This is a genomic window from Amycolatopsis alba DSM 44262 (genome assembly GCF_000384215.1).
GTDB lineage: Bacteria > Actinomycetota > Actinomycetes > Mycobacteriales > Pseudonocardiaceae > Amycolatopsis > Amycolatopsis alba.
On the sequence record NZ_KB913032.1, the window covers coordinates 9,684,849 to 9,710,776 of the forward strand.

At 65.2% G+C, this 25,928-nt stretch carries 21 protein-coding genes and 2 pseudogenes; 9 read left to right on the top strand and 14 right to left on the bottom strand.

The features are described 5' to 3' along the window. The first annotated feature begins 30 nt into the window (after positions 1-30). The 6 genes and pseudogenes from AMYAL_RS51010 (at position 31) to AMYAL_RS0144755 (ending at position 4,775) form a co-directional block, all read left to right on the top strand. Positions 31-1,404: an aldo/keto reductase gene (locus AMYAL_RS51010; RefSeq protein ID WP_020637833.1), complete on the top strand. Its 1,374-nt coding sequence runs from the start codon at positions 31-33 to the stop codon at positions 1,402-1,404. Beyond that, positions 1,404-2,147, top strand: a complete 744-nt coding sequence (locus tag AMYAL_RS0144730) for a 2OG-Fe(II) oxygenase (RefSeq protein ID WP_020637834.1) — start codon at positions 1,404-1,406, stop codon at positions 2,145-2,147. The genes AMYAL_RS51010 and AMYAL_RS0144730 overlap by 1 nt, the downstream gene beginning before the upstream one ends. 286 nt (positions 2,148-2,433) lie before the next feature. Continuing rightward, complete coding sequence (locus tag AMYAL_RS0144740) at positions 2,434-2,934, top strand: methylated-DNA--[protein]-cysteine S-methyltransferase (RefSeq protein WP_020637836.1); 501 nt, start codon at positions 2,434-2,436, stop codon at positions 2,932-2,934. Between the two features lie 35 nt (positions 2,935-2,969). Next, positions 2,970-3,614, top strand: a pseudogene (locus AMYAL_RS47560) (alpha-ketoglutarate-dependent dioxygenase AlkB family protein). Positions 3,615-3,970: 356 nt separating this feature from the next. After that, the gene (locus AMYAL_RS0144750) at positions 3,971-4,420 is read left to right on the top strand and encodes an ester cyclase (protein ID WP_020637839.1); all 450 of its coding nucleotides are present in this window, start codon (positions 3,971-3,973) and stop codon (positions 4,418-4,420) included. Positions 4,421-4,514: 94 nt separating this feature from the next. Further along, positions 4,515-4,775 (top strand): hypothetical protein, encoded by a 261-nt coding sequence (locus AMYAL_RS0144755; RefSeq protein WP_020637840.1) that lies wholly within the window; start codon positions 4,515-4,517, stop codon positions 4,773-4,775. Positions 4,776-4,842: 67 nt separating this feature from the next. On the opposite strand, the gene AMYAL_RS0144760 is transcribed toward AMYAL_RS0144755, so the two are convergent. The 5 genes from AMYAL_RS0144760 to AMYAL_RS0144780 all read right to left on the bottom strand — a co-directional run bounded on the left by AMYAL_RS0144760 (position 4,843) and on the right by AMYAL_RS0144780 (position 10,633). Beyond that, complete coding sequence (locus AMYAL_RS0144760; protein ID WP_020637841.1) at positions 4,843-6,990, bottom strand: xanthine dehydrogenase family protein molybdopterin-binding subunit; 2,148 nt, start codon at positions 6,988-6,990, stop codon at positions 4,843-4,845. Continuing rightward, the gene (locus AMYAL_RS0144765) at positions 6,987-7,970 is read right to left on the bottom strand and encodes an FAD binding domain-containing protein (protein WP_020637842.1); all 984 of its coding nucleotides are present in this window, start codon (positions 7,968-7,970) and stop codon (positions 6,987-6,989) included. The genes AMYAL_RS0144760 and AMYAL_RS0144765 overlap by 4 nt, the downstream gene beginning before the upstream one ends. Then, on the bottom strand, positions 7,967-8,431 hold the full coding sequence (locus AMYAL_RS0144770) for a (2Fe-2S)-binding protein (protein WP_020637843.1): 465 nt from the start codon (positions 8,429-8,431) through the stop codon (positions 7,967-7,969). The genes AMYAL_RS0144765 and AMYAL_RS0144770 overlap by 4 nt, the downstream gene beginning before the upstream one ends. A 259-nt stretch (positions 8,432-8,690) precedes the next feature. After that, positions 8,691-9,938, bottom strand: coding sequence for a sensor histidine kinase (locus AMYAL_RS0144775; RefSeq protein ID WP_039795061.1), 1,248 nt, complete (start codon positions 9,936-9,938; stop codon positions 8,691-8,693). Continuing rightward, positions 9,935-10,633, bottom strand: a complete 699-nt coding sequence (locus AMYAL_RS0144780) for a response regulator transcription factor (protein ID WP_143267930.1) — start codon at positions 10,631-10,633, stop codon at positions 9,935-9,937. The genes AMYAL_RS0144775 and AMYAL_RS0144780 overlap by 4 nt, the downstream gene beginning before the upstream one ends. 110 nt (positions 10,634-10,743) lie before the next feature. On the opposite strand from AMYAL_RS0144780, the gene AMYAL_RS47565 reads away from it, so the two are divergent. Beyond that, positions 10,744-11,022: a helix-turn-helix transcriptional regulator gene (locus AMYAL_RS47565; RefSeq protein WP_020637846.1), complete on the top strand. Its 279-nt coding sequence runs from the start codon at positions 10,744-10,746 to the stop codon at positions 11,020-11,022. 403 nt (positions 11,023-11,425) lie between these two features. Here AMYAL_RS47565 and AMYAL_RS0144790 read toward each other — a convergent pair whose 3' ends face one another. Next, complete coding sequence (locus AMYAL_RS0144790) at positions 11,426-12,052, bottom strand: TetR/AcrR family transcriptional regulator C-terminal domain-containing protein (protein ID WP_020637847.1); 627 nt, start codon at positions 12,050-12,052, stop codon at positions 11,426-11,428. 24 nt (positions 12,053-12,076) lie between these two features. Continuing rightward, complete coding sequence (locus AMYAL_RS0144795; protein ID WP_026467980.1) at positions 12,077-12,892, bottom strand: SDR family NAD(P)-dependent oxidoreductase; 816 nt, start codon at positions 12,890-12,892, stop codon at positions 12,077-12,079. A gap of 272 nt (positions 12,893-13,164) precedes the next feature. On the opposite strand from AMYAL_RS0144795, the gene AMYAL_RS50725 reads away from it, so the two are divergent. Then, positions 13,165-13,776 carry a TetR/AcrR family transcriptional regulator gene (locus AMYAL_RS50725; RefSeq protein WP_245193359.1) on the top strand — a complete coding sequence of 204 codons (612 nt, stop codon included), beginning with the start codon at positions 13,165-13,167 and terminating at the stop codon, positions 13,774-13,776. A 470-nt stretch (positions 13,777-14,246) separates the two neighbouring features. Here the strand turns inward: AMYAL_RS50725 and AMYAL_RS49035 are convergent. The 6 genes and pseudogenes from AMYAL_RS49035 to AMYAL_RS0144840 form a co-directional block, all read right to left on the bottom strand. Next, positions 14,247-15,125, bottom strand: a pseudogene (locus AMYAL_RS49035) (IS5 family transposase). Between the two features lie 181 nt (positions 15,126-15,306). Beyond that, complete coding sequence (locus AMYAL_RS0144820; RefSeq protein ID WP_020637849.1) at positions 15,307-17,466, bottom strand: hypothetical protein; 2,160 nt, start codon at positions 17,464-17,466, stop codon at positions 15,307-15,309. 223 nt (positions 17,467-17,689) lie between these two features. Further along, entirely contained in the window at positions 17,690-19,444 is a 1,755-nt protein-coding gene (locus AMYAL_RS49040) for an ADP-ribosylglycohydrolase family protein (RefSeq protein WP_084702292.1), read from the bottom strand. After that, positions 19,441-20,106: a DarT ssDNA thymidine ADP-ribosyltransferase family protein gene (locus tag AMYAL_RS0144830; protein ID WP_020637851.1), complete on the bottom strand. Its 666-nt coding sequence runs from the start codon at positions 20,104-20,106 to the stop codon at positions 19,441-19,443. The genes AMYAL_RS49040 and AMYAL_RS0144830 overlap by 4 nt, the downstream gene beginning before the upstream one ends. Then, positions 20,103-21,461, bottom strand: a complete 1,359-nt coding sequence (locus AMYAL_RS0144835; RefSeq protein WP_209447288.1) for a 3'-5' exonuclease — start codon at positions 21,459-21,461, stop codon at positions 20,103-20,105. The genes AMYAL_RS0144830 and AMYAL_RS0144835 overlap by 4 nt, the downstream gene beginning before the upstream one ends. Before the next feature lie 219 nt (positions 21,462-21,680). Then, positions 21,681-22,085 carry a hypothetical protein gene (locus tag AMYAL_RS0144840; protein WP_020637853.1) on the bottom strand — a complete coding sequence of 135 codons (405 nt, stop codon included), beginning with the start codon at positions 22,083-22,085 and terminating at the stop codon, positions 21,681-21,683. Between the two features lie 347 nt (positions 22,086-22,432). Here AMYAL_RS0144840 and AMYAL_RS0144845 point away from each other — a divergent pair, with 347 nt between their 5' ends. Continuing rightward, the gene (locus AMYAL_RS0144845; RefSeq protein WP_209447289.1) at positions 22,433-23,926 is read left to right on the top strand and encodes an RNA-binding domain-containing protein; all 1,494 of its coding nucleotides are present in this window, start codon (positions 22,433-22,435) and stop codon (positions 23,924-23,926) included. A gap of 1,240 nt (positions 23,927-25,166) precedes the next feature. Here the strand turns inward: AMYAL_RS0144845 and AMYAL_RS49735 are convergent. After that, positions 25,167-25,430, bottom strand: a complete 264-nt coding sequence (locus AMYAL_RS49735) for a ribbon-helix-helix domain-containing protein (RefSeq protein WP_143267945.1) — start codon at positions 25,428-25,430, stop codon at positions 25,167-25,169. Between the last annotated feature and the right edge of the window lie 498 nt (positions 25,431-25,928).

The following is a 25,928-nucleotide window of genomic DNA, read 5'->3' on the forward strand; positions in this document are numbered from 1 at the left end:
CTTGCGAGGATCGTGAAAGGGGATTCGCCAATGTCCACCGCCATCGGCTACTCGCTGATCGCTCCGGGTGACGAGGACTACGCCACTGTCCACACGATCCTTACCGGGCTTGGCGTAAGGCCGGATGACCTGTACGTCGACGTCGAATCAGCAGGACCTCGCCCTGAGCGGCCTGGGCTGGAGCGGGCGTTCGCGACATGCCTGCCGGGAGACACGCTCACCGTCCCGGCCCTGGATCGGCTCGCCTGGTCGCCGCAGGATCTGGAGGCGATGACGCCGCGGATCATCGACGGGCAGCTCCGGCTCAACGTCGGCGGTGTCGCCTTCGATCCCGCCAACGACCAGGGCCGCGCCCTGTTCGACACGTTCCTGCTGGCCAGTTCGTTCGCCCAGGCGGCCGAGACACGGTCGTCGCCCGGCAGAACCGTGCAGGCCACCCGCGCTGGCACTATCACGCTCGGCCGGGAACTGACCGTCGCCCGGATCGGCCACGGCCCGACACGCCTGACCGGCCCTGGCACCGGCGGCCTGCCCGACGGCACCGAGACCACGAAACAGGTGCTGCGGCGGGCCGTGGAACTGGGGATCACCTTCATCGACACCGCTGACAGCGGCACCCCGAACCTCACCGAAGACCTCATCGCCGAGGCCCTGCACCCCTACCCCGAGGACCTGGTGATCGCCACCACGGCCGGACCGCTGCGCGCCCGCCCCGGCCAGGGGAAGCCCTGCGGCCGCCCCGACTATCTGCGCCGTCAGGCCGAAACCTCGCTACGGCGCCTGCGGGTGGAGCGGATCGACCTGTGGCAACTGCCCCGCCTCGACCCCGCCATCCCCGCGGACGACCAGTTCGGCGCCCTCAAGGCCTTGCAGGACGAGGGCAAGATCCGCCACATCGGACTGTCCAAAGTAGACATCGATACGCTGAAGCGAGCGCGGGCGGCCGGGGCGAACGTGGCCAGCGTGCGGAATCGCTACAACCTCATCGTCCGGGACAGCGACCCGGTCATCGATCACTGTCAGGCCACCGGGATCGTGTTCATCTCGGCGTCCCCGATCGCCCAGGGGATTCTTGCCGAGCAGGGAAACCCGTTCGCTGATCTCGCCGCGTGCCACGGCGTCAGTACCGCGCAGCTTTCGCTGGCGTGGCTGCTGCACCGCTCTCCGGCGATCCTGCCGATCCCCGAAGCCGGCTCGATCACCCACCTCGAAGAGAACACCTCGGCCGCAGGCGTCGAGCTCACCACGCACGAATTCGGTGAGCTGGACCTGCTAGGCCGCACCCTGGCCAGAGACTCCGACGTCCCCTTCGTGGCTGACCCCGCAGCGCCAAGTGTCCCGGGGTCCGGCGGATACCCGACCCGCGTCACCCCACCCAGCCACAAGGACCCCAGGAGATCGTGATGGCACAGCACACCTTGGATTTGTTCGCCCAGTCGTCTGCGCCAGAGCCCGACGCTCCGGCGGGCACGTCCTGGACCGCGGTACGCGACGCGCTCGACACCGACGGGGTCGCGCTCACCGACCCGCTCCTGTCGGCAGAGGAGTGCGCGGAGGCCCTCTCCTGGTGGGACGAGCCCGCGCGATTCCGCAGCACGGTGGTCATGCAGCGGCACGGGTTCGGGCGCGGCACCTACCGCTATCTCGCCGACCCGCTGCCCGGCCTCGTCCAGCGACTGCGTGAGCGCCTATACCCTCCGCTGGCCGGCATCGCCAACGACTGGGCACCCCTGCTGAAGGAGCGCCGGTTCCCGCTGGCGCACCGGGATTTGGCTACCGAATGCGCTGAAGCGGGCCAGTACAAACCCACTCCGCTGCTCCTGCGCTACGGGCCCGGCGACCACGCCACCCTGCACCAGGACCTCTACGGCGACATCGTCTTCCCACTGCAGGCCGCGATCATGCTCAACCAGCCCGACCGCGACTTCACCGGCGGGGAAAGCGTGTTCGTCGAACAACGCCCCCGCTCCCAGTCCCGCGTGCTCGTCCTGCGCCCCCAGCGCGGGCACGGACTCGTGTTCCCCGTCCGGCACCGGCCGGTCCTCGGCGCGCACGGCTACCGCCGCCACGCGATGCGCCACGGCACCGGCACAGTCCACACCGGCACCCGCACCGTGCTCGGCATCATCTTCCACAACGCCCGATGAGGACGGGTCGCAGGCTGCGGCATTCCCGGCCGAGGTTGATACCCCGGTGTGGGCCCGAGCCGTTCCGCGAACCACCTCACGAAACCGGCGGCTTACGCGTCTCCACGCGTGAGCCGGAACCCCGAGTGCCGCAACCCGCTGCGTGTCCTCGAGTTCTCCGTCGCCGCGTGCTCGATGGCGACGGACGGCTCACCCGTCCACGTCGACGCTCGCTGACCAGGTCACACCTGCTCGATCTCGACAGCAGGCCGCCCCGCCAGCCAGCTCTCCCGTGAGGAACTGAACCATGTCCACCGTCCACACGATCATCGACTCCCCGATCGGCGACCTCACCATGGTCACCGACGACGACAACCTGACCCGCCTGTACTTCCCGCACCATTGGGGCAACCCCGACCGGTCCGCGTTCGGTCCGCGCGACGATCACCGGTTCGAGAACGCCTCCCGCCAGCTCACGAGCTACTTCGCTGGCGACCGCACCGACTTCGACCTGCCGATCCACGCCGACGGCGACGACTTCCACCACGCCGTCTGGGCCCACGTCGCGACGATCCCCTACGGCGCCACGACCACCTACGGCGACATCGCGACCGCCCTCGGCGATCCGCGACTGGCCCGTGACGTCGGCGCCGCCGTCGGGCGCAACCCGCTGTGCATCCTGATCCCGTGCCACCGCGTGGTCGGAAAGAACGGCACACTCACGGGCTACGCCGGCGGCCTCACACGCAAACAGTTCCTGCTGGAACTGGAAAAGCCCGCGGTCGAGGAACGAGGGCAACTCTGGTGACACCACCACGACCGGTCGACCACACCCTCTTCGACCTGCCGCGTCCACGCCGCGACATCGCGCCTGGGGCGGTACATCTGCCCGGCTGGCTGAACCTCGAACAGCAACGGCGTCTCGTCGGCGCGTTCCGCACCTGGAGCCGCGGTCCGGTCCCCATTCGGGCGGCGGCGCTGCCCAGTGGACACCGGATGTCGGTCGAAACGGTCTGCCTCGGCTGGCACTGGCAGCCCTACCGCTACACCCGCGCCGCCGGCGACGTCAACGGCGCCACCGTCCTCCCGCTTCCCGACTGGCTTGCCGACCTCGGCCGCCAAGCTCTTGCCGACGCCTACCGCGATCCCGACTCCGCGATCCGCTACTAGCCCGACACCGCCCTGGTGAACTTCTACCATCGCGATTCGAAACTCGGTATGCACCAGGACAAGGACGAACACTCCGACGAACCCGTGGTGTCACTCAGCATCGGCGACGCCTGCCGTTTCCGATTCGGCAACACCACCGACCGCGGACAGCCCTACACCGACATCGAACTCGCCGGCGGCGACGCGTTCGTCTTCGGTGGCCCCAGCCGCTACGCCTACCACGGAGTACCGAAGACCCACTCCGGCACCGGTGATCCAGCCACCGGGCTCACCGCCGGACGCATCAACATCACCATGCGCGTCACCGGAATGACCTGACCCAGGCCCTGGAGGACCTGGCTTCGCGGCCTGCCAGCGTTCCCCGTCGCGCCCCAGAGGGCTCGGACGACCGGCCTTCGCTCGTGCACGCCGCTCGCGACCAGAACGATGACGTTGTGCCCTGCAGCGGCCTCTCGGCCGTCATGCAACCGCACGCGATCGCCCACACGCGCGGGGCCGACACCAGCGCACGACGGCTCGTCGAATCTCGGAGTGCGGGCGTTGACGACAAATCCGGCCTCCGCGCACACATTTCTCGGGCCAGATCTCACGTCTGAGCCGCGGCCAACGTCTTCCTTATGTCCCCAGGCATCGGAAAGTCTCGACAGCCACCCGTACACAGAAGGAGACAAAGAATGTCATTGCAGGAGAACAAAGACGTCGTCAGCCGATGGTTCACGGAATTCTGGGGTAACCCCTTCAACCCCGGTGTGATCGACGACCTCGCCGCTCCCGACATCCGGTTCGAGTACTCGCTGCACAAACCCATGCGAGGCCGCGACGAGGTGCGTGAATTCGCGACCAGGTTCCGCACCGCGTTCCCGGACCTCGGTTTCGGGGGCACCGCTGACCTCATCGCCGAGGGCGACTACGTCGTGGGCCAGTGGGAAGGCGGAGGCACGCACACCGGACCGATCGTCTTCGACGACCTCCCCATCGGATCAACGCCGGCGGCGTCCGGCAAGACCCTCCGCTTCACCGGCACGACCGTCCTCAAGGTCCAGAACGGTCTCATCGTCGAAGAACTCGGGCTCGACGACGGCGTGACGGTCCTCCAGCAGCTCGGGATCATCCCCAGCGCGTGAGCCGGGTGCCGACGCCTCGCGGCGAAGGCGCGGCGGTCGGTCTCGCAGCCCGGCCGCCGCGCCCACGACCGAACGCGACAGGAGGCATCTCCCGATGACAGCCCATGACGGCCACGGCAAGCACTCGGAGATCGCGCTGGTGGCCTGCCCCGAGTGCGGGAACGTCGCCACGATCGAATGGGAGTCTCGGCTCGCCGGCCTCCTCCACGTGAAAGTGCGCTGCATCGAACGGCACTGGTTCCTCATGCCCACCGACAGCATCACCTGCTTCGGCACCGACAGACCGTACTGCGGCCCCTGCCGCGACAACGGCAAGGACGCGGACTCCGGCAGCCCCCGAGGCGGGAATCGTTGATCAAGACCAGGACACGAACCGACGGGGGGAGCTCGTCTTGACAGTTCCCCATCATCCGTTCTCGGGCTTAGAGCAGCTTGTCCTGTGTGATGGGCAGATCGCGGATTCGGCGGCCGGTGGCGTGGTAGATGGCGTTGCCGATCGCCGCCGGGACGCCCGTCATCGGGCATTCACCGAAACCCCGTGCACCCAAGGCTGTGCTCACGGGATCTGGCTTGTCCACGAACATCACGTCGAGATCGGGCACGTCCGCGTTGACCGCCAGCAGGTACGTCGACAGATTCGGATTGGTCACCCGCGCCGTGCGGTGGTCGTAGGTGGTGTGCTCCATCAGCGCGGTGCCGATACCCCAGGTCATTCCGCCGATCACCTGGCTGCGCGCGGTCTGCCGGTTGAGCACTCGCCCGCAGTCGTAGGCACCGACCATTCGCGTCACCCGAACCCGGCCGTAGCGGGCATCGACCTTGACTTCGACGAAAACGGCGCCGCAGCTGTTGCCCGGTTCGTTCGTGCTGGTCGCGGTGTTCTCCACGGGTGAGCCGTGCTTTGAGATGACATCACGGTAGCTGACACGCCGGGATCGATCGGCTGCGGCGAACAGGTATCCGTGTTCGGTGACGATCTGGTCGGCGGTCAAGCCGTGCAACGGGGACGCGGGGTCGTCGATCGCGAGCTGGATCACCGTGGCGCGTACGGCCTTGGCCGCCTTGTCCACCGCGCCGGTCACGGTGGGCACGGTCGATGAGGACGCCGACGTTCCTGCGGCCGGGTAGCTGGAGTCGCCGAGCTGGAATTTGACCTGTGCCACCGGAATTCCCAACGCCTGGCCCGCCACCTGCGTCATCACCGTGTACGTGCCGGTGCCGATGTCCTGGGTAGCGCACTGCGCGACCGCGATCCCGTCGAGTCCGACCCTGACCAGCGCGGACGCCGGACCGCCCTCGTAGGCGTGCATTTCGGTGGCCATGCCCCAGCCGACGTACTCGTTGCCCGAACGCGTGGCGCCGGGACGCGGATTACGCCGGGCCCACCCGAAAGCTTTGCGCGCCATGGCATAAGCATCGAGGAGGTACTTGCTGCTGAAGCGCAGACCGGTCGAGGGGCTGATGTCGGTGTAGTTCCGGATCCGCAGCTCCACCGGGTCCATGCCGAGCTTGTAGCTGAGTTCGTCCAGGGCGGTCTCGAGGGCGAAATGCGCCGGGAACTCTGGTGCCCGCATGAACTGCCCGGTCGGGAGGTCGAGCCGGGCACCCTGGGCGCGGGTGTGCAGGTTGGGCACCGCGTAGAGCCGCTGGATCGAGCGGTTCGGGTTGAAGCTCTGCTGGCTGTTCCGTGAAACCTGCTGAGTGCCGATATGGATCAACGACGTCAGCTGACCGCTGCTCTTGGCTCCGAGCGTGACGTCGGCCCGGTATTCCGCGCGCTGCCCGATGACCGAGTACAACTGCGCCTGGGTCAGCACCAGCTTGAGCGGCCTGCCCAGCGAGCGGGCGATGGCCACGGTGAACTGCGCATACGGCCCCGCGGCCGCGGACGTCTTCCCGCCGAATCCCCCACCGAGATACTCGCAGAGCACGTGGCCGTTGGCCGGAGGAACTCCCACCGCGCCGGTCAAGCTGCGCAGGGAACCACCGACGCCCTGTGTGCTGAGGTACGCGGTGAACCGGTCACCATCCCAGACGGCCACGATCGCGTGCGGCTCGATCGCATTGTGGTGGTGGGTCGGGCTGGAGTAACGGCCGGTGAGAGTCACGTCCGCCTGCGCGAGCCCGGCTCGCGGATCACCGACGATCAGTTCGCCCTGGTTCGGCAACAGGAACACCTCGCCGAGCACATCGTCGATACCCGCCTGCGGGGCCTGCTGGTCCTCGTAGGTCACTGTCACCATCGTGGCCGCGTCCTGTGCCTGCTCGACGGTCTCCGCCACGACGTAGCCGATGATCTGCCCGTTCGTGTTGATGGTCGCGTTCTGCATCGGAGGAGTGCCGGTGCCGAGCCGAGGCGCGTTCTCGTGGTTGTAGACGGCCACGACGCCGGGAGCGGCCCGCGCGGCCGACAGGTCCATCGACGCGATCGTGCCGCGAGCGACGGTGCTCAGCACAAGGCATCCGTGCAGCATGCCGGGGAACGTGTGGTCGGCGGCGTAGCGAGCGCCCCCGGTCACCTTCGCCACACCGTCGACACGTTCGAGTGCCTGCCCTACCGGCTGACTCATCGCACTCCTCCCAGTTCGCGCAGGTGGCCGGCCAAGGCCCGTTGCACCAGATCGACTTTGAACGCGTTCTCCGCCCGCGGTACGGCCCCGCGAACGAGTGCCTGTCCCGCCGCCGTGAGGGTCGCGTCGGTGATGCGCTTTCCGCGCAGCGCGGCTTCGGCTTCCGGCGAGCGCCAAGGTTTGGTGGCGACACCGCCGAAGGTGAGCCGGACGTCGCGAACGACGTTGCCGCGCAGGTCCAGTGCCGCGGCGACAGCGACGACGGCGAATTCGAAAGTCGTCCGGTCCCGCAGTTTCAGATAACCGGACTTGGCCGCCATCGGCGTCAGCGGCACTTCGATACCCAAGATCAGTTCCCCGTGCGCCAGCACCGTCTCGCGGTCCGGCGTCGTCCCAGGCAGTAAATGGAAGTCGCCCACGGGAATCCTGCGCGGACCGGCGGGCCCCTGAGTCAGCACGACCGCGTCGACCGCCAGCAGCGCGACCGCGAGATCGGACGGATGGACGGCGATGCAATGGTCACTGCCGCCAAGGACGGCGTGGCCACGATTCCTACCCTCCAAAGCAGGGCAGCCGCTGCCTGGAGCCCGTTTGTTGCACGGCGATCCCGAGTCGCGGAAATAGCCGCATCGCGTGCGCTGCAAGACGTTCCCGCCGATCGCGGCCATGTTCCGGACCTGCGGCGACGCCGATGCCAGCAGTGCCTGGGATACCGCCGGCAGTGCGCTCCGGACAGCCGGGTGCGCGGCCACGTCGGCCATCCTGGCCAGCGCGCCGATGCGGAGAACCCCGCCCGCCTGTACCACGTCACCGAGTGGCAGTTCGTTGATGTCCACGATCCGGTCGTGGGCGCGGGCACCGTCCTTCATCAGGTTGAGCAGATCGGTGCCGCCGGCGATGAACCCGGCCCGCGGGCGTTCTCCGACCAGCCGGACGGCGTCGGCCACTGTGGACGGTCTGGCGTATTCGAAGGCTTTCATCGGCGGATCTCCTGCGCGGCGTCCTGGACAGCGGTGACGATGTTGGCGTAGCAGGCACAACGGCAGAGGTTGCCGCTCATCCACTCCCGAATCTCGTCCGCGGATCCCGTGTGCCCTTCTTCGATACATCCGACCGCAGACATGATCTGCCCGGAAGTGCAGCCACCGCACTGGAAAGCGTCACGCCGAAGGAAGGCCGTCTGTACCGGATGCAGCTTGTCGCCGTCGGCCAGGCCTTCGATCGTGGTGATCGCCTCGTTCTGGCGCATCACCGCCAGCGTGAGGCAGGACTTGACGCGGCGATCACCGATGAGCACCGTGCACGCCCCGCATTCGCCTCGATCGCAGCCCTTCTTGGTACCGGTGAGGTCCAATCGCTCCCGTAACGCGTCGAGCAGCGTGACCCTGGGTTCCACGGCCAGCCGATACTCGGCGCCGTTCACCTTCAGCCTGACGTCCACTGTGGACGATGCGGCGTCAACCGCGGCAACGGCCGCCGAAGAAGCTTCCGTGACCTGCGAGATACCTATCATCGCCGCGGCGCCACCAGTCACCTGGAGCACAGTTCGCCGTTTGGGTTCCCAGGCGATCGGAGCGCTCACAATGACCTCCATTTTGGTCCGGATTCGATCACGCTAACCCCGCGAATAGGCCTCGGCAAATGGTCTTTCGGTGCGCTTTCGATCGGTTTTCCGATCGTTTTCGGACACGTGCGCCGGACTACCGCAGCGGGTCCCCGGCCGGCGGAACGGCCGAGCGCGGACGGCTTCCGTCGAGCGCCCGGTCGGGCAACCAGAGCACGAAGGTGCTGCCGTCGGGGCCGCTGCGGCCGAGCACGAGCTTCCCTTCCTGGCTTTCCGCGATCTGCCGTGCGATCGCGAGCCCGAGCCCCGTGCTGTCCGCACTGCGCCTGCTGGTCTCGTCGGCGCGGGAGAACCGGTCGAACACCCGGTCCTGCGCCTCCACCGGAACCCCGGGGCCCTCGTCGCCCACCGCCGCCCATGCCCAGCCGTCCCGGCTGCCGGTGCCGACGGTGATCGTGCTGCCTTCCGGCGCCAGCCGGATCGCGTTGGACAGCAGGTTGCCCAAGGCCCGGTTGAGGGCGTCGGCGTCGCCGTACACGATCGGGCCGGGGTGCAACGCCTCGTGGATGCGCAGCCCGCGCCGTGCGGAGACGAGGCGGTGTTCCCGCGCCGCGGCGGCGGCGACGGCGGCCAGGTCTATGTCGCGGTCGACGAAGGTCTCCGAGCGCAGCCGCGCGGTGGCGAGCAGGTCTTCGAGCAGACGGCGCATCCGCCGGGTGGCCTCGAGGACGACGGCACTGGCCTCCTGTCTTTCGAGCGCGGTCGACGACTCGTTGCCGAGGACGGCCTCGACGTTGGCCTGCACGATCGAGACGGGATTACGCAGCTCGTGCGACATGTCCTCGACGAGCATGCGTTCCGCCCGGAACGCGCGGTCGAGCCGTTCGAGCATGCCGTCGATGGTGTCCGCGAGCGTCCGGAGCTCGTCGTTCGGGCCCGACGCGTTGATCCGCCGGGAGAGATCCGTGGCGGTGATGTCCTGTGTGGTGGCGGTGATCGCGCCGACCGGGCGCAATGCCCGCCCGGCCACCCACCAGCCGATGGCGATGCTGAGCACGAACATCACCGCCAGCGCCAGCAACGAGTAGTCCCGCAGGTTCTGCAAGGCGGTGAAGTTGACAGCCCGCTGCACACTGCCGAGGTCGGAGAGCTCGAACGTCTCCCCCGGCTTGTAGACGACGGTGCCGTCCCCCATCCGCTGGAACTTTCGCACCAGTACCGAATCCAGCGGGGCGGCGATGATCGACCAAGACAACGCCACGTAGGCCCCGAACAGCAGGACCACGGTGATCCCGAACAGCAGGGCCGAGTAGGTGAGGGTGAGCCGCATGCGGATCGTGCGCGGCCACGGCGGGCGCACCCATGCCCACCGGCCGCGTGTCATACCGGCTGTTCTGTGGCAGCGAGAATACGGAGCCGGTAGCCGCGCCCAGTCACCGTCTCCAGGAGAGGATCCTCACCGTCCACGGTCAGCTTGCGGCGCAGGGTGCCGACGGTGACGCGAACCGTCTGGGAGAGCGGGTCGGCATTCTCGTCCCAGACATGCTCCAGCAATTCTTCGGCGCTGACCACGTAACCGGGACGGGCCAGTAGATAACGCAGAATGGAGAACTCCTTCAGCGTCAGCGGCAGCTCCCGGCCGCCACGCCACGCCAGATGCCGTGCCGCGTCCAGCCGGACCGGCCCGTGCGTGAGCACGGCGGTCCCCTCGCTGTGATCCCGTCGCAGCAGGGCCCGGACCCGGGCGCTGAGCTCGGCGATCGCGAAGGGCTTCACCAGGTAGTCGTCCGCGCCACGGTCAAGGCCGCGGACCCGGTCGTTCAACCCGCCACGCGCGGTGAGCATCAGGATCTTCGGGGCCGAGGCGAGCCTGCCGCGGCGGATATCGGTCGCGAGGTCGAACCCCGAGCCGTCCGGCAGGTTCACGTCGAGCAGTACGAGGTCGTAGGCCGTGACGGCGAGCTTCTCCCCTGCGGACGCCACGGTGTGCGCGCAGTCAACCGCGTAACCCTCACGCTCCAGAGCGATCCGCAAGGCGCTGACCAGCCCCGTCTCGTCCTCCACGATCAAGATCCGCACCCCGGTCATGGTATCCGGGTTCCACGAAAGCGCGACTTCCGCTTTCGGTCCGCTTTCGGCGTGATCCGGCTCCGGAGGGCGGGCGCCTGCTGAATGGGCAGCTTGACGACATGGCCGATCACACCGCCCTTTCCGCCGACGAGAACCATGTCTGGCGGTCGCTGCTCCGCTACCGCTTCGCCTCCGACGTACGGGAAGTGTCGGATCTGTCCTCCGCGGATCACAGCGTGCTGTTGCATCTCGCCGAAGCCGACACCGGCCCGATGCTGCAGCAAGATCTCGCCTCGGCCACGTACTGGTCGAAGAGCCGCATGTCGAATCAGCCGACCAGAATGGAAGCCCGCGGCCTGGTGACCCGCTCCCCGAGCACCGGGTCATCGACGCCGTAGCTCCGGCGCACGCCGACTCGGTCCGAAGGCACCTGCTGAACCGCGCCACCGCCGAGGAACTGACGACACTGGTGCGGCTGGCCCAGCGGATCAGGGACGACGTCGACGCGGGCATCCCGTACTGACCCGCGGTCGCGACGACGGAAGGAATCGGCCTCCAGTCGCTCGTACAGTGAGCGACCAGGCTGGGCGCGACGGTCACGTCCTTTCTCCACTTGAGGCGTACATGTCACCTGGATGCACCCACACTCACGACCGGTCGCCGGGTGGATGTTATGAGGGGCAAGGGAAATGCGACGTCGAGTAACGGGTGCGGAATTTGGGTCATCCAACGCCCCAAAGTCCACATAGTGAGGGACCTCAGGTGACCACCTCACGTCGATCGAGCTCCTGGGTCTCGCTGTCACCCGGCCAGGAGCCGACCGATGCCGTGGTCGAAACGGGCGTCGAAGGAGTCGGCGATCATGAGGTGCTCGCCGACTTTCGCCAGTGCCGGATAGGCGCCGGTTTCGAGCAGCCGCCCGAATTCGCGCGCCGACGCGGCAGCGGGGGTCTGCTGCTCCTGGGTCAAGCCGAGGCTGAAGTAGACGATCGCCCAGCACAACCGGGCGGCGCCCGCCTCGGTGTGGCCGGCTTCGAGCAAAGCGCCGACGATCGTCTCGGCGACGCGGAAAGTGTTACCGGTGCCGGTGTGGGTGCCTGCGACGAGGCGGCCGCCGTCGCGGTGCGCGAGCATCGCCAACCGGTAACGGCCTGCCACGATCCGGACGCGCTCGACGGGATCGGCCGGGAGGTCGTCGGTACGCACCGTGCCGACGATGGTGTCGGCCATGGTCTCGATCAGTGTCTGCTTGGTCTTGACGTACCAGCTGACCGAGTTGAGGTGGGCGCCCAGTGTGCGAGCGACACCGCGCAGCGACAGCTTTTCGAGCCCTTCGGCTTCCAGCGTCGTGAAGGCAGCTTCGATCACGTCTTCCTGTGTCCAGCGCATCGCGGTCACGGCCTCCTCACCGCCAAGCGTTTTGGTCATCGTACAAGTCCGGCGAGCACGACTTCAGCCGCCGAACGCCGCCTGGGACACCTCGTCCCAGCGTTCCCATTCCTCGATCCGGGCGGCGTACTCCTTCTTGATCAACGGCAGCGGCCCCTGCCCGAAGAAGATCCTCAGCGGCGGCTCGTCGGCGTCGACGATCTGCAGGATGGCGGCGCGGGTGGCGCCGGGCTCCCCTCGTTTCGCGGCCGGACGGGTCATCGCCGCGCGGAAATCGTCGTAGACGGAGGATCGCTCGGCCTGCACCGCCGACGAGCCCGCCCAATCGGTGGCATACCCGGCCGGTTCGATCAGCGTGACCTTGACGCCGAAGTCCTCCACTTCGGCCGCAAGACTGGCGGTGAAGCCCTCCACGGCGAACTTGGAGGCGTGGTAGAGCCCCAAGCCTGGCAGTGAGTAGACCCCGGCGATGGACGACACCTGGATGAGATGCCCACTGCCGCGGCCCCGCAGGTACGGCAGCACCGCCTGGGTGACCCACAATGAGCCGAACAGGTTGACCTCGAGCTGATCGCGCGCTTGCAGTTCGGTCACCTCCTCGACCATGCCGAAGAGGCCGTAATCGGCGTTGTTGATCACGATGTCGATCCCGCCGAAGTGCTCGGTCACGCGCCGCACCGCGTCGAGGACTTCGGCGCGGTCGGTGATGTCGACCCGCAGAGGCAGGATCGCTTCGCCGTGGGTCTCGGCGAGGCCGTCGAACGCGTCGGCCGAGCGGCTGAACGCCGCCACCCGGTCGCCGCGTTCGAGTGCGGCTTCGGTCCATTCCCGGCCGAAGCCCGCGGACGCACCCGTGATGAGCCAGGTCTTACCGGATATCGCACCCTCCTTGAATTTTGGTCAGCGACCAACTCCCTTTCGAGTAGACTTGTTCACTGACCAAATTGTCAAGGCCGACCGCCGAGTCGTCGATGAGCGGACTCACCGGTGACCGGTAAATCCGGCCAATGCCCCAGTCGCGTGCCTCCGATCCGACGAGTCTCCGGCTCCGGGGCCCGTCACGACGAGACGCGAAGGCGAACCTCGCCCGGATCCTCACGGCGGCGGCCGACGTCTTCGCCACTCACGGGTGCAACGCCACGCTGGCCGACGTGGCCAAAGCAGCCGAAGTGGGCGTCGCCACGGTGTACCGCAAGTTCGCGACGAAGGATGACCTGATCCACGACGTGTACGAGCCCCGGTTCGCCGCCGCGGAACAGCAAGCGCTCGACGCCGCCCAGGATCCGGATCCGTGGGCGGGTTATCGCCGGGTTTCTCGAGAAGTCGGTCACGACGCTCGCCCCGGATCGGGGGTTCCGCGAATTGCTCAGCGGGTCCTACAGCTTCGCCGGGCCCGCAGAGCAGGCGAGCCGACCCAGTTCAGGGACCGATGCTGCTGGACTCAAGGACTGCTGCACATTCTCGACCTGCCGAACCCGCGGCGCGTGTCCACCGTGCAGATCCACGCCACAGTGGCGTCGCTGCGCAAACACCTGAAGGACTCGATCGACACAGCGGTGGCCGGACGCGCGAGCGGCAGCGCCGGTACCGCCGCGACGACCTCAGCCATCACCCGCCTGATCTGCACTTGGGGGGGGAGCACGATCTCACTGGCCCTTGGACGCCCTTTCCGGAGCTGGTACCGCCGTTCATTCCATCTGACGGCTACCTGTGCGGATTCATCGACCTCGTTCTCACCAAGGCCGGATGGCCAGACCTCGTGATCGAGATCGACTCCCAGAACAGGCCACGCAGCCGAGAGAAAAAACAGTTCGCGTCCGAGGTGGGAGCAATCGCAGTCTGGGTGCGCTGGAACTCCAGCCCCGTGTACAGAGTTCCCGGCATCCGCATCGTCGATCTGGTCCAAGAGACCCGACCTCCTGGTCGGGAGTCAAGGGGCAGCCAGCAAGGGTGACTTATCCGGCGCCATTTCAGGGCGGACCACTGCCACCAGAGTCCGCGAGGTCGTCGCACCGACCCGTAACTGCTTCCGCAACGTCTCTGCGGAGATAGGGCGACGGGTAGCGCCCCCAGTGCTCGGCGTCCGCCACCCGCTCCTCGAGTTCGTCGCCGACGAGGGCGGACAATTGCACTGCTCCGAGATCAGCATTCGTGACGCTCAGTGCTCGACTGCTGGCCTGGAACCTGTCTCGGCCCACCCGACCTGTGGGACTAGGACGTGTCCTGGGGATCTTCATCGGAGGTGGAGGACGATGCAGGCGAGGATGATCTCGGCGCGGTGGTAGGCGGCTCGTTTGGCGTATCGTGTTGCCAGGCCACGGAATTGTTTGAGCCTGTTGAAGCAGCGCTCGACCACGTTGCGGAGCTTGCAGAGGTCGGGGTCGAAGGCCGGTGGCCTGCCACCCGCGCTGCCCTTGGCTTCGCGGCGGGCGATCTGGTCGGCGCGTTCGGGAATGGTGGCCTTGATCCCGCGCTCCCGCAGCGCTATCCGGGTGCTCGGGTGGGTGTAGGCCTTGTCGGCGAGCACCCGCCCGACCCGTATTTTCTGTCCGTCCACCTCGATGTCACGGATGTCATCCAGCAGCGGAAGCAGCTGCGGGTTGTCCCCGGCCTGTCCCGGCGTGAGGATCACCGCCAACGGCAAACCCGCGGAGTCGACGGCCAGGTGGAGTTTGGTGGTCAATCCGCCCCGCGAGCGCCCGAGGCATTCCCCGTCGACGGCGAGGTCCTCGATCCAGTCCGCGCAGCCCCTTTTCTCCGGGCGCCGGCCGCGTGCTGATGCGCCCGGACACTCGTGGAATCGACGCTGATCACGAACTCGACGTTGTCCTCCAGCGTGCCCAGCGAGTCGTCTTTGACGATGACGTGCTCCAGGATCCGGTCCCAGGTTCCGTCCGAGGCCCACTTCCGCAACCGCTCATGCGCGGTCTTCCACGGCCCATAGCGTTCCGGCAGATCACGCCACGGCGCACCCGTCCGCTCATGCCACAAGATCACGTCGATCACCTGCCGATGACTACGCCACCGCCCACCCCTGCGACCCGTCTGCCACAGGCAGCAACGGCGCAATCGCTGCCCAAGCCCTATCCGTCAGCTCACCACGACCCACCACGATCCATCATCCGCACACGATCATGAAAAAGATCCGCAGGACATGCCCTAGTCAGTACAGCTGCGGCGGTCGTCTGCCGTCGTACCCGCATGGACTACACGACGTCGCACAAGGATACTGGTGAGAAACCCGTCGTCTCTGTGGCGCCGTTCACCCCGAAAGACTTCACCCGTCTGTTTGCTCATTGCTGACCGCTTTGGTTGGTGTCATGGTCCGTGAGCCTGGTCCAGGTCGTCAGCCGGTGGACCTCGCCGCGGGTGGTGTAGCGGTCCCTGACGACGACTTCGTCGTCGGCGGGACGCCGGAACATCGTTTTCGCGTGCTCGTCGAGCATGTCGATGCCGTATCCGCCACCGGGGTCAAAGTAGATCCCAGGGTCTCGTCCTGCGGCGCGGTGCTCCAGGATCCGGCGCCGTAGCACGGCGACCGCGCCGCTGGGGAGGGTTGGGGGTGCGTGCCCGGCGCCGAAGTGGAGCGCGGGGAAAGCTATGTCTAGCGCCGCTGGAACTGCTCGGACGTACTCGTCGAAGAGCGTCTCGATCGGAATCTTCCAGATGAGCGCGGCGAGCTCGGTTGGGGTGGTGTCCGAGGTACAGTCAAGTCCGAACGAAGCGGCGAAGTGCGCGGTCAGCGCGGGATACGCACCGTTTCTCCGTGGTGCCTGCGCGATCGCCAGGTCCAGCAGTGTGTAGACATTGGTCACCGCTCGGGCGACGATATCTTCCAGGTCAATGCCAAGTTCGATACCGAAAATTCCTTCATCGAATGCCTGGCCAGTGTGGAATGCCGCCTCGAACACGACTCCGTGGCGGTTGCTTCTGTCACCGATGAGGTGATCAATGACCCAGCGAACGAGTAAACCGATAGTGTCAGGGTCTTCGAGTGGCCGGCCATCTCCGGCCGCACCAGTGATGATCGCGGGTGGCGGCTCGCGGACATCGGCGAGCGAGGTCGCGATGCCCAGTTCAGTGAGGGGAACGCACAAGTCCGCGCGTGCCCACGCGAGCAGGGATCGTAGCCGGTCCCGCGTCAGGAAATCCTTGTTCAGCTGGTAGGCCGTGACATAGGTCCAGAGCCGGGCGAGGCGGAATCCCAGCCTGGTAAACCACTGCGCGCCATAGGCCGGCACCTTCGCATCGGGTGCGATCGTATCGACGACCTTGAAGCCGAATTCCGGGTTTCGTGTCTCGACCACCTGGTCACCGAACTCTTTGGCCGCGGTGGCCATCCGATCGGGGCAGATGAGCAGCTCACGTGTGTAGTCGCCGATCAGCCCCCATGTATTGAACACGACCGGCCGAGCATAGTGATCCATGCTGACATCGGGAGTGCGATGGCGCACGTCCAGGCGCTTCTCCTGCCACGTCCCCGAGCTACACCACTCGACGGTACCGTAACGCGACAGAAAACGTGTCGCCGAGTCGAGCTCCGGCGACGCGGGACGCCAGCTGCCGGTTCGGCCGTGCTCCGCGATGCGCCGGTGCAGCGGCGAGCGTTCCCCACCGTCCAGGTAGTGCTCTACTTTCGCTTCGCTGAGGAACCCGGCCGGATTGACACGTGCCACTATGAGCCCGCATGGCCGCAGATTCTCGTACATGAAGCGAACATCCTCGAAGACGAACCCGAATCCCGTGATGCCGGAGCGGTCGGCTTCCCGAGCGATCATGTCGAGCGCGCTATTCAGCAGAACGCCAATCTGGACAGGATTGCTGAAATCATGCGGCGTGAAGGTCAAGCTTGTGGTGTCGATGTGCTGGGAAGGGATCAGATCCTGGCCGAGGCTGCTCCACGCGGAAGGTAGCCGCGCCGTGATCCGCTGCGTCTCGTCGACGTGGAGACATAAGACCTTCAGGCCGTGCCAAGCGATCAGCGACACCAGCGAGTGATCAAGCAAGGGCGAGTAGTCCGTGGACACGACCACGAAGCAAATATCAGTACGTGCCGCGAAAGGCAGATGGTTCCGCACTTCCTGTTCGTAGGCCAGCAGCTCGGTGACCGTCTCGCGTGCTGTCGCCCGGGCACGTTTGATCTCAAACACCACGATAGTGCCCGTATCAGGCGACTCGTAGAGAAGGTCAGCGAACAGCTTCTCGGACCGGTTCAACGAGATCGAGCTCCCGCTGCTCGACACCGGAATCAGGCCGACCAGCCGGTCACGAACCAGCAACGCGGCGTCCGCGGCGCGATGAAGAACAAGATTGTCCAAGATGAGGAGGCGATCCTCGCCCTGGTGCCGATCAAGCGCGACATGCTCCACCTCGTTCCAGCCATCGATACGGTCCAGCAGCATCTGTCGAGCGACCAGACCCTCGACAAGATCTTGTACTTCCTTCTCCCGCATGCATTCCCCCTAGAACACACGAAACCTACAGCCACCACTTCACCCCGTCACTTGTCTCGGGTCGAGAGCTGCTCCGGACACCGCAAGGCCGCACTGAGGCCTTACGTCGATATGCATGTATTTGCGTCGACGCGGATCACCCCGCACTACACCTTTCACGGAGCCAGCCACCTGATTAGACTGAACTTTCCACGCTCCGGAAGCCTAAAGCAACTGACAACAACTACCCCTCTTTCCGATCTACTTCAGAAGAAGACGAGGCGGCGGCACTGCGCAGTGTACGGCGCAAGCCATCCGCAAACGACTCATACTGTTCCTGCGTTCCCAGCAGCGCGACTCGGCGAATCGCGTAGGCCACGGCACGATCTGTATAACCCTCAGATTTTACCCATGCTAGCATTTGATCGACATCGACCTTCTTTGCCTGGTTCTTCTCATCATGGACGGGGCGCGCATCCGCCTGAGGACTCAAGCTGAGGGTACCGGCATTTCCCTTGGTATCGCCGATTTTATCGGCATTACTCTGCGATCTAGCCGTCCACCACTTGCGGTAACCATTTCGCTGTTGGCCGACCTCGCCAGAGGACTCACCAGGCAGCCGGACCGGCATATTTCCTACAGTTAGCAACCGCGGCTGAATTCGCCTTTTCACAAGAAGTGATTGCCCAAAATCGACTCGAACCCACTCCCACGCTTCCGAGCGCACGGTTTTCGTCTCACCATCGACAAAAGGTTTCAGGTGCCCAAATCCCGCTAGCGCAAGACTTTCGCCATCGAAGCCAACCGCATCAAGTTGGGTCGTCGGCGCACTCCAATGAAGCAAGTCCGGATAAGGGAATGGTGCCACTTCAGCGCCATCGGCGATATCGGCCAAACGGAGGGCCTGCTCAACGAGATAGTCGGCATCCTGAACTTCTTTGGGAAAATCTCCAGAAGTGGCGGCGCCGCATAATGCCGCAGCCATCGTTGCGATTGTGTCTGTGTCCGTGCCTAATGCCCTAGCTGCGATTTGCGAGACGAGCGCTGGCCGATCCGGCAATGCCGTAGCAAGAGCCATAGCCGCCACGGAGGTAGCCGTGCCGCTGCCTCTGGTGGCAGGCTCACTCAGGTCGAGCTCATCGACAAGTCGTCGATAGGCTGCCTCGGCAGATTCCGCATCCGGGCACCTCCGCAGCTCTTTGACGACTGGTCGGGCGCGCTTCATCAGCCAATATATCTCTTTGACTGTCTGGCTCCACGCGGCTTGGAAGCTTGAGCCGATCTCGTGCTCCCACCTTGGCAACCACACAGACCCAAGCTGTGAATTGTTCTCCATCAGCTGATATGTGGCTTCGACTAGGCCTACGAAGTCGCTCCACGCCGAAACCGGAGGCAACGTCCCCTCGGCCAAGGTCATGCCGAGAGCGGCCGCGTGCAGCACCGCACCGGCAATGGCCCTAGGATGCCCATGAGTCGTGACCGCGTCTACGATGATGTTCTCGAGACATCGTGCTGATGCTACGGAATCAGCAGCCCACACGTGCGGCTGGATGCGCATAGCCACACCGTTGCCCCCCGCATTGGTCCAGCCTTCGTAAAAGTTGGCAAACCATGGCGTCGCGGTCTTCGCGAGGTTTGCGGCAGCCGCCTTGCTGGCCCGGCCGCCGCCGAGCGCGTAGGAGGGCCAGATGGGCACTTCGACCTTGGCGAACGCTTCGACGTCAAACCTGCGGGACGATAGTGCGCGAGCGGTGGCCAGCCGCAGCTGGGTGTCGTCGGAGTAGCTGCCGGCTGGCAGCGTCATCGTGACGCCGTATCGGCCGCCGACTCGTCTGCTCCACTCGATCGGCGCTTCAAGCCTGTGTCCATGTAGCCGGCGTTGGAGGCCCCTTTCATCAGTGAGTTCGCTGATGAAGCCAAGCGCATCGGCCCAGGCTGACCACAGCATCGAGCCCACGATGCGATCGCGGCGTGCGGCCGAGCCAGCGTGCGCGCTCATCCAAACACCTCCGGTTTGCACTCGATCGGGATGCCCGACAGGCTCGGCAATGTAGCCGCAAGCCCCTTGACAGCGTCAATGTAGTCGTCCTCAGGCACATAGATGCGTCGCAGCAGGCCGAGCTCCACCTGATCGGGATAGAGCACCTCCGCCTGAGGGTCAGTCGGCAGGTTTCTCGGCGTATGTGCGGTGCGACAGCTCAGGTTCCCGTATCGGCCCGGCACCTTGTCTGCGTACAGCGCGGACAGGCCAGCCCCGCCCTGGCCGCGTTTAACCGCTGGGTAGATGTTGTTGGTCGTTGTGAAGTAGACCCCGTCGTGCGACAGCAGCGCCGGGTCGAAGGCCAGCACGCACCACCACACTTCGTCGGCCACGTGCCAGCGGTCCTTCGAGATGCCCAACAGAGTTCCGTTCACCTGAGTCAGCGACAGGTTCACGTATCCGGTCCACCCCGCGTCCCCAGTTCGGCTACGACAGTTCGGCAGGTAGATGTGCTCCAGGTATGCGTCGGCCGTCAGGCCGTCGCGCGACTTCACGGCTCCGGTCGCCCCGATGCCTACCAGGCCACGGTTGGTCGTGAAGTGGAGAACCTCCTCGATCCCGAACCCGCGAGCAAGGTCGGGAATGGACAGCGCCGGCTCATGCGGCGCGGCGGCGTTCACGGCCGCACCAGCTGGTAGGTACCCGGCTGCAGTAGCCGGAGGATCGTTGATGGGTCGGTTGGTTTGAAGCCTATGTGGACAGACTTCTTGGCTCGGCCAACTCCCATGGCGATCAGGCGCCGCAGGGCGTCTAGCTGGCCGTCACCTTGCTCATTTCCGTGCGGTGTCACCTGCTGGTTAAGCCCCGGAATGATGACGTGGTCGAACTCGAGTCCCTTCGCTGAGTGAAGGGTGCACAAGGCGATTTGCTCAGTTCCCTCGGGCCAGGTGCTGGCGCGGGTCAATGTCACGAAAGGCAGCCCAGCCTGACGTAGCCGCTTCTTGAGATAGGAGAACCACTCACCGCCGCGTGGGTGCAGGAAGGCTACCGACTCATTGGCAAGATCCACATTTCGCGCCAGCGTGCCGAGGATGTAGTCCACCTGGGCGCTGAAGGATCCGGCCACCACAGTCGGTAGCGGACCGGCCTTGTCACATGCCGTGAAGTCAGGTAGCTCGCCATCGTCCTCCAGTGGCACTCCAGTCACCAGAGTGCGGGCGAAGGCGGCGATCTGCTCGGTGTTTCGGTAGTTGTGCTTAAGCGTGTAGATCTTGCTCCAGTTCACTCCGACTTCTTTCCAGGTGAAGTGTCTGGGGTAGATCCGTTGCGCCGCGTCCATCACAAAGGTCACGGAGTGTGAAGGAGCCAGATGCGGCAGCAACGCCCGAACCTGGTTGGCTGTGAAGTCCTGGGCTTCGTCAACGATCACGACGTCCCATGGCGGTATACCGTCAGCGGCGCCTGCGGCGATCGCAATGTCATTCCAGTCCATCGCGCCACGCTCAGCCTTGAGCGCGGCGAACGGTTCGACGACGTCGGCCAGCAACCGTCGTTTTAGCAGGCTCTCTACCCGCGGATTGATCCCGCGGCCCGTGCGCGGTTTGATCAAATATTCATCCAGCCTGTCGACTGGGTAGCGACCCAGGAGATACTCCACCTCTTCCAACAGGAACGCACGATCCCCAGGCAGGTCCTTGAGCAGGGGGAGCAGCATCGCCGAGGACTTATCGCGGTCAAGGATGTCGACATTCCCGATGACATCGTGCGCCCACTTTCCGAAGGTCAGCACCTGCACCTGGAGACCTTCACTGCCCGGCACCTGCTGACGGGCCAACTCGGCGATGTACCCCTCGAGGGTCCGGTTGTAGGTGAGTACCAGCACGCGGACCGGGTCAACCAGACCAAGGCGGTCGCGCCGGGAAAGCCAGGATGCACACAGCTGCCGGAGCCGCAGCAAAGCGGTCGTTGTTTTGCCGCTACCGGCCGCACCCTTGATCAGCAGGAAGCCTGGGGTGTTGTCGGCGAGGATGGTCAACTGCTCAGGGGTGGGTGTGACGGACGGGAGAATCCGCATAACCGCCTCCGCGGAGGGTCGGGGCCCAGTGTGCCGGGCTCACATGCCGACCACCGTACTCGGCACCCCGACAGTCCGCGCAAACGAAATGCAACTGCACGGCCGCAAGACGATCATCAGCTCCCCCGATTAGGCACTTTGCAACGCAAAGTCCACGACGACACGCCTCGACTGGCTCGTCTACCTCAATAGGCAACCGGACGGCTTCACATCGACCGGTATCTGAGCCTCCGGCGCTCCCAGCGCATGCAGGAAGGCCGCCAGCACGGCACTGGGGCCCAGGGCCTGACTCGGCCCGTAGCCCCGTAAATTGGCGTACAAGGTCCCATCGGGAAACCTGTCCTGGCTCCGGTGCGCCCAATGCACGACGAGACTGGTCTTGCCACAACCGCCGGTACCGTCTACCGCAGCGACCGTCACGCCCTCCACGACGTTCTCGACTGTCGGCAGGAGCGCATCCAACATGGCAAGCTGCTCGCCCCGGCCGGTGAAGTCTCGCAATACTGGCGGGAGTTGCCGCGGCACCGGCAGCAAGCCGCTCGCCACGCCGCAGACCGCATGTTGCGCGCTCTCCTCGTCAGCCACACCAACAAGTCTGGCTATATCCCAGCAGCTCCGCGGACACCTGAACCAACACCACTCAGACGGAGCACCAGGTGCGACGAGCAAGCCCGACGACCCGCTGGGTAAACGCAGCCTCTCGACCTACCCTGCCCCGCGAGACCCCGCGGCTGTCCGAACCGCGCCCGCAGGGTTCGCGCGTTCAAGCGCGGTGGCGAGACGCCTCAATCGGCGGGACGACATCGAGCCCTTCTGGTTTCGAACCCACCGCTGAAGGATGGAGGGTCGTGCGCCTGACGCGGCCATGGTCAGGGTCGCGCTGGGACTACACTCTGTGTCCTCGAACGGCTGGCTAAGCAGAGGGGACCGAGGTGTCTGACAAACCGCGTCCAGGACATGACGCTCGCCTGGTCGCGCTGGTGCACCGGTTGATCGCGCTGCCACGGGAGACCGAGTGGGTGGAGTTCAAGGAGAACTTCTTCAAAGCCGAGGACATCGGTCAGTACATCTCGGCGCTGGCGAACTCCGCCGCGCTCGGTAGCCAGGACAAGGGCTACATGGTCTGGGGCGTCAGCGACACCGACCACACGATCGTCGGTACCACCATGGACCCGCACAGCAAGGTCGGCAACGAAGACTTCCTCAACTGGCTCACCCGGCTGCTGACACCTCAGATCCACTTCGAATTCCTCGAGTTCAAGGTGGAAGACAAGCGAGTCGTGCTGCTCGAGGTCTCGCCGGCGACGGCGAGCCCGGTGCGGTTCCAGAGCGACGAGTGGATCCGGGTCGGGTCGTACAAGAAGAAGCTGCGTGACCATCCGGATCACGCGCGGCGGCTGTGGCAGTCGTTCGACTCCCGGCCGTTCGAGACGCTCTCCGCCGCGTCCGGCCTGGACACCACCGCGGTTCTGCGGCGCCTGGACTATCCTGGGTACTTCGACCTGATGGGGATGCCACTGCCGGACAACCGGAAGGGCATCCTCGATGCCCTGGAGATGGAAGAGCTGGTACGCCGCAACCAGCACGGCGACTGGGACATCACCAACCTCGGCGCCGTCCTGTTCGCCAAGAACATCAATGACTTCACATCGCTCAAACGGAAGGCCGTCCGCGTCATCCGCTACCGCGGAGACAGCCGTGTATCGACTATCCGTGAGCAATCCGGCGTCCACGGCTACGCACCCGCGTTCGCCGGCCTGGTCAACTTCGTCAACAACATGCTGCCCTCGGTCGAGGTGATCGGCGAAGCGATCCGCGGCGACGAGCGCGCTTACCCCGAACTGGCCGTCCGGGAGCTCATCGCCAACGCGATCATCCACCAAGACTTCTCCCAGACCGGCAACGGGCCGATGATCGAGATCTTCGACACCCGTCTGGAGATCACCAGCCCCGGCCGGCCCCTCGTCGACCCCCTGCGGTTCGTCGACGCCCCACCTAAATCACGCAACGAGGCGATCGGCGCGCTGATGCGCCGCGCCGGGATGTGCGAGGAACGCGGCAGCGGCTGGGACAAGGTCGTATCCGAGACAGAACTCCACCAGCTCCCCGCGCCGCTGGTCGAGCTGCCTGAGGACAACACACGGGTCGTGCTGTTCGCACCCAAGCCCCTCACCAGCATGAGCCGCGACGAAAAAGTCCGTGCGGTCTACCTGCACGCCTGCCTCCGCCGGGTCAACCACGAGACACTCACCAACTCGTCCCTGCGGGAACGCTTCGGGATCAGTCAGCAGAACGCCGCGATCGCCAGCAGGCTCATCAGCGACGCCGTCGCCGCCAACCTGATCGTTCCCTTCGACGCCGCAGCCGGGCGCCGCTTCATGCAGTACCTGCCGTACTGGGCAGCAGACACCGACTCGCCCTTTTGATGGCCATTTGATCGACCCCCATGCCTAATATCCCCCAAACGGGTGTCTCGACGCCCTGACCGGCGCAAACACCGCAAGGCGTCTTTGCGCCGGTCCCGCATGATCCCGCATGCATCAGCCAGCACAACTCGCCGCATGCCGGTCGCCCTCACATCGTCAGCGTGATCCAGCCTGCATCATTCAATAACTATTAAGTAACTTCACGTGATCTCTATTGACAACTCCCGCCAAGGGGTGCATATCCCCGCTGTGATCTAGCTGCCCAGGCGACCCAGGGTCGGATATGCCGCACTGGTCGTCGCCAACAGTGGTTGACGGAGGCGCTGCCACCGCAGCCTGCCCACCGGATGGGCGACCGAAGCAAGCGAACTGCTCCACGTCAGACAGTTGCGACCGCGCTCTTGATGAATACAGGAACTTGTCAGCGCTCGGCGCGCCGCCAGGTGTCGGTCCATGCTCTTCACGCCATGCTCCGCGGCCCGCAACCAGCGACGCGGGCGAGCACGTGAGCGACGACGAACCAGCGATCACCGGCCGAGGTCCGACAACTGCTCCCCGCGCCAAACTTCCCACTCGTTCACACCGCCGACGCCAGTCAAGAGTCGTCCTGGGCAGCCCGTTCTCTCCAAGTAGCAACGCTCGCGACTAACGGACACATCTCATTCCGAGCAATCCACGTCGAACGAACCCCCTATCCGCATTTCCGGTGTTGACAAGCCCCTTATAGTCCGGCACAAAACATCAATTTGACCGCTCACCTCAAAAAATCGACCGTCTACGCGAATCCGAAATATCGGCCCGACTAGTCAGTTGCGACGAGCGGCGACCCAGTGACTAGCGAGACATAAGATGATCTACCACTGGAAGCATAGGCGACCAGGACACTAGACGGAACTCGTCCGCCGGGGCAAAGTGAAGTGGAGGGAACAAGCAATGACCTCGACAACAAGAGGACTATCAGGAACACGCCTTTACATCACGATCCCAATCAATTGCAAATTGCACTGCATGACTTCACAAGACGAGGAAGCAGGCATCATGAGTAGCGCAATGAAGCCGCCGCATATCGGGAGAACTTCGGCTGATCTGGGGTACACGAAAAGGCTCGGACCGCGTCTGCGTCCGAGCCTTCCACGTGGCAAAACTTGCCCCCTGGAACCATTGTCCTGGCGACTCCAGGGGGCTTAAGTTGTTGCCCCTCCCCGCAGATAGGCAACTGCCACTTCCAGTAGAGCGATTATCAGAGGATGATGACCTGCTTGGTCGAGTCACCCGTTTTAAGAAAGACCTCGGCGCCATCTTGCTTAACGGCTTGGTAGACAACCTCGCCATAGCCTATGAGGCGACGGACAGCTTCGGTGAGACTCACGCCTTCACGTTCGATCACTGCTTCCAGTGCTTGAATGGTCTCCGGGCCGACAGCGACATTGATGCGCTTGGGCGGTGTCTTCTCCTTCTCAGGGTTGGCGCGCTGTTGAGGCGCATTTGTTGCAGCAGCGGACATGTTGTCTCCTCGACAGGGTCAGTGCGTCGGTCCCTCACCCGATACCGGCACCTGTGGATCTCGGTCTTCGCCGACCAGGCCCCACCCACGAGGACACCTGGTCGAGCGATGCGCCCGTAACCACGTGCCCTGGCAGGGGTACGACACTCCCAGGACACGGCTTGCGCGTTATGGCTCACAAACCATACTCAAGCACTTTTTCCACGGGACCACCACCCATATGACGCATCGGTCACACTGTCGTGACATGTGATCACCACTTCAGGACCACACCCTGAACACGTACCAGTGTCGGCTGAGGTACTCTCAGTGTTACTTAGAGACCGGTCGCCGGCTCGCACCTGCCCCCGACAGGTGTCCGTGCCCCAACTACGTGTCCCGTTACGAGGAACAGGTACAGCCCCGCATGACGACCCACCCCGAGCAACCCAATCCCCCGACCTTCCAGGGAAGCCGCCTCAGCACCGCCAAAGCTCGTCGTGACCCCGAAGACGACAC

What these genes read in the sequence shown, in the direction of transcription:
- AMYAL_RS51010 (WP_020637833.1), top strand. Translation starts at nt 31, where the DNA reads ATGTCCACCGCCATCGGCTACTCGCTGATCGCTCCGGGTGACGAGGAC.
- AMYAL_RS0144730 (WP_020637834.1), top strand. Translation starts at nt 1,404, where the DNA reads ATGGCACAGCACACCTTGGATTTGTTCGCCCAGTCGTCTGCGCCAGAG.
- AMYAL_RS0144740 (WP_020637836.1), top strand. Translation starts at nt 2,434, where the DNA reads ATGTCCACCGTCCACACGATCATCGACTCCCCGATCGGCGACCTCACC.
- AMYAL_RS0144750 (WP_020637839.1), top strand. Translation starts at nt 3,971, where the DNA reads ATGTCATTGCAGGAGAACAAAGACGTCGTCAGCCGATGGTTCACGGAA.
- AMYAL_RS0144755 (WP_020637840.1), top strand. Translation starts at nt 4,515, where the DNA reads ATGACAGCCCATGACGGCCACGGCAAGCACTCGGAGATCGCGCTGGTG.
- AMYAL_RS0144760 (WP_020637841.1), bottom strand. Translation starts at nt 6,990, where the DNA reads ATGAGTCAGCCGGTAGGGCAGGCACTCGAACGTGTCGACGGTGTGGCG.
- AMYAL_RS0144765 (WP_020637842.1), bottom strand. Translation starts at nt 7,970, where the DNA reads ATGAAAGCCTTCGAATACGCCAGACCGTCCACAGTGGCCGACGCCGTC.
- AMYAL_RS0144775 (WP_039795061.1), bottom strand. Translation starts at nt 9,938, where the DNA reads ATGACACGCGGCCGGTGGGCATGGGTGCGCCCGCCGTGGCCGCGCACG.
- AMYAL_RS47565 (WP_020637846.1), top strand. Translation starts at nt 10,744, where the DNA reads ATGGCCGATCACACCGCCCTTTCCGCCGACGAGAACCATGTCTGGCGG.
- AMYAL_RS0144790 (WP_020637847.1), bottom strand. Translation starts at nt 12,052, where the DNA reads ATGACCAAAACGCTTGGCGGTGAGGAGGCCGTGACCGCGATGCGCTGG.
- AMYAL_RS0144820 (WP_020637849.1), bottom strand. Translation starts at nt 17,466, where the DNA reads ATGCGGGAGAAGGAAGTACAAGATCTTGTCGAGGGTCTGGTCGCTCGA.
- AMYAL_RS49040 (WP_084702292.1), bottom strand. Translation starts at nt 19,444, where the DNA reads ATGAGCGCGCACGCTGGCTCGGCCGCACGCCGCGATCGCATCGTGGGC.
- AMYAL_RS49735 (WP_143267945.1), bottom strand. Translation starts at nt 25,430, where the DNA reads ATGTCCGCTGCTGCAACAAATGCGCCTCAACAGCGCGCCAACCCTGAG.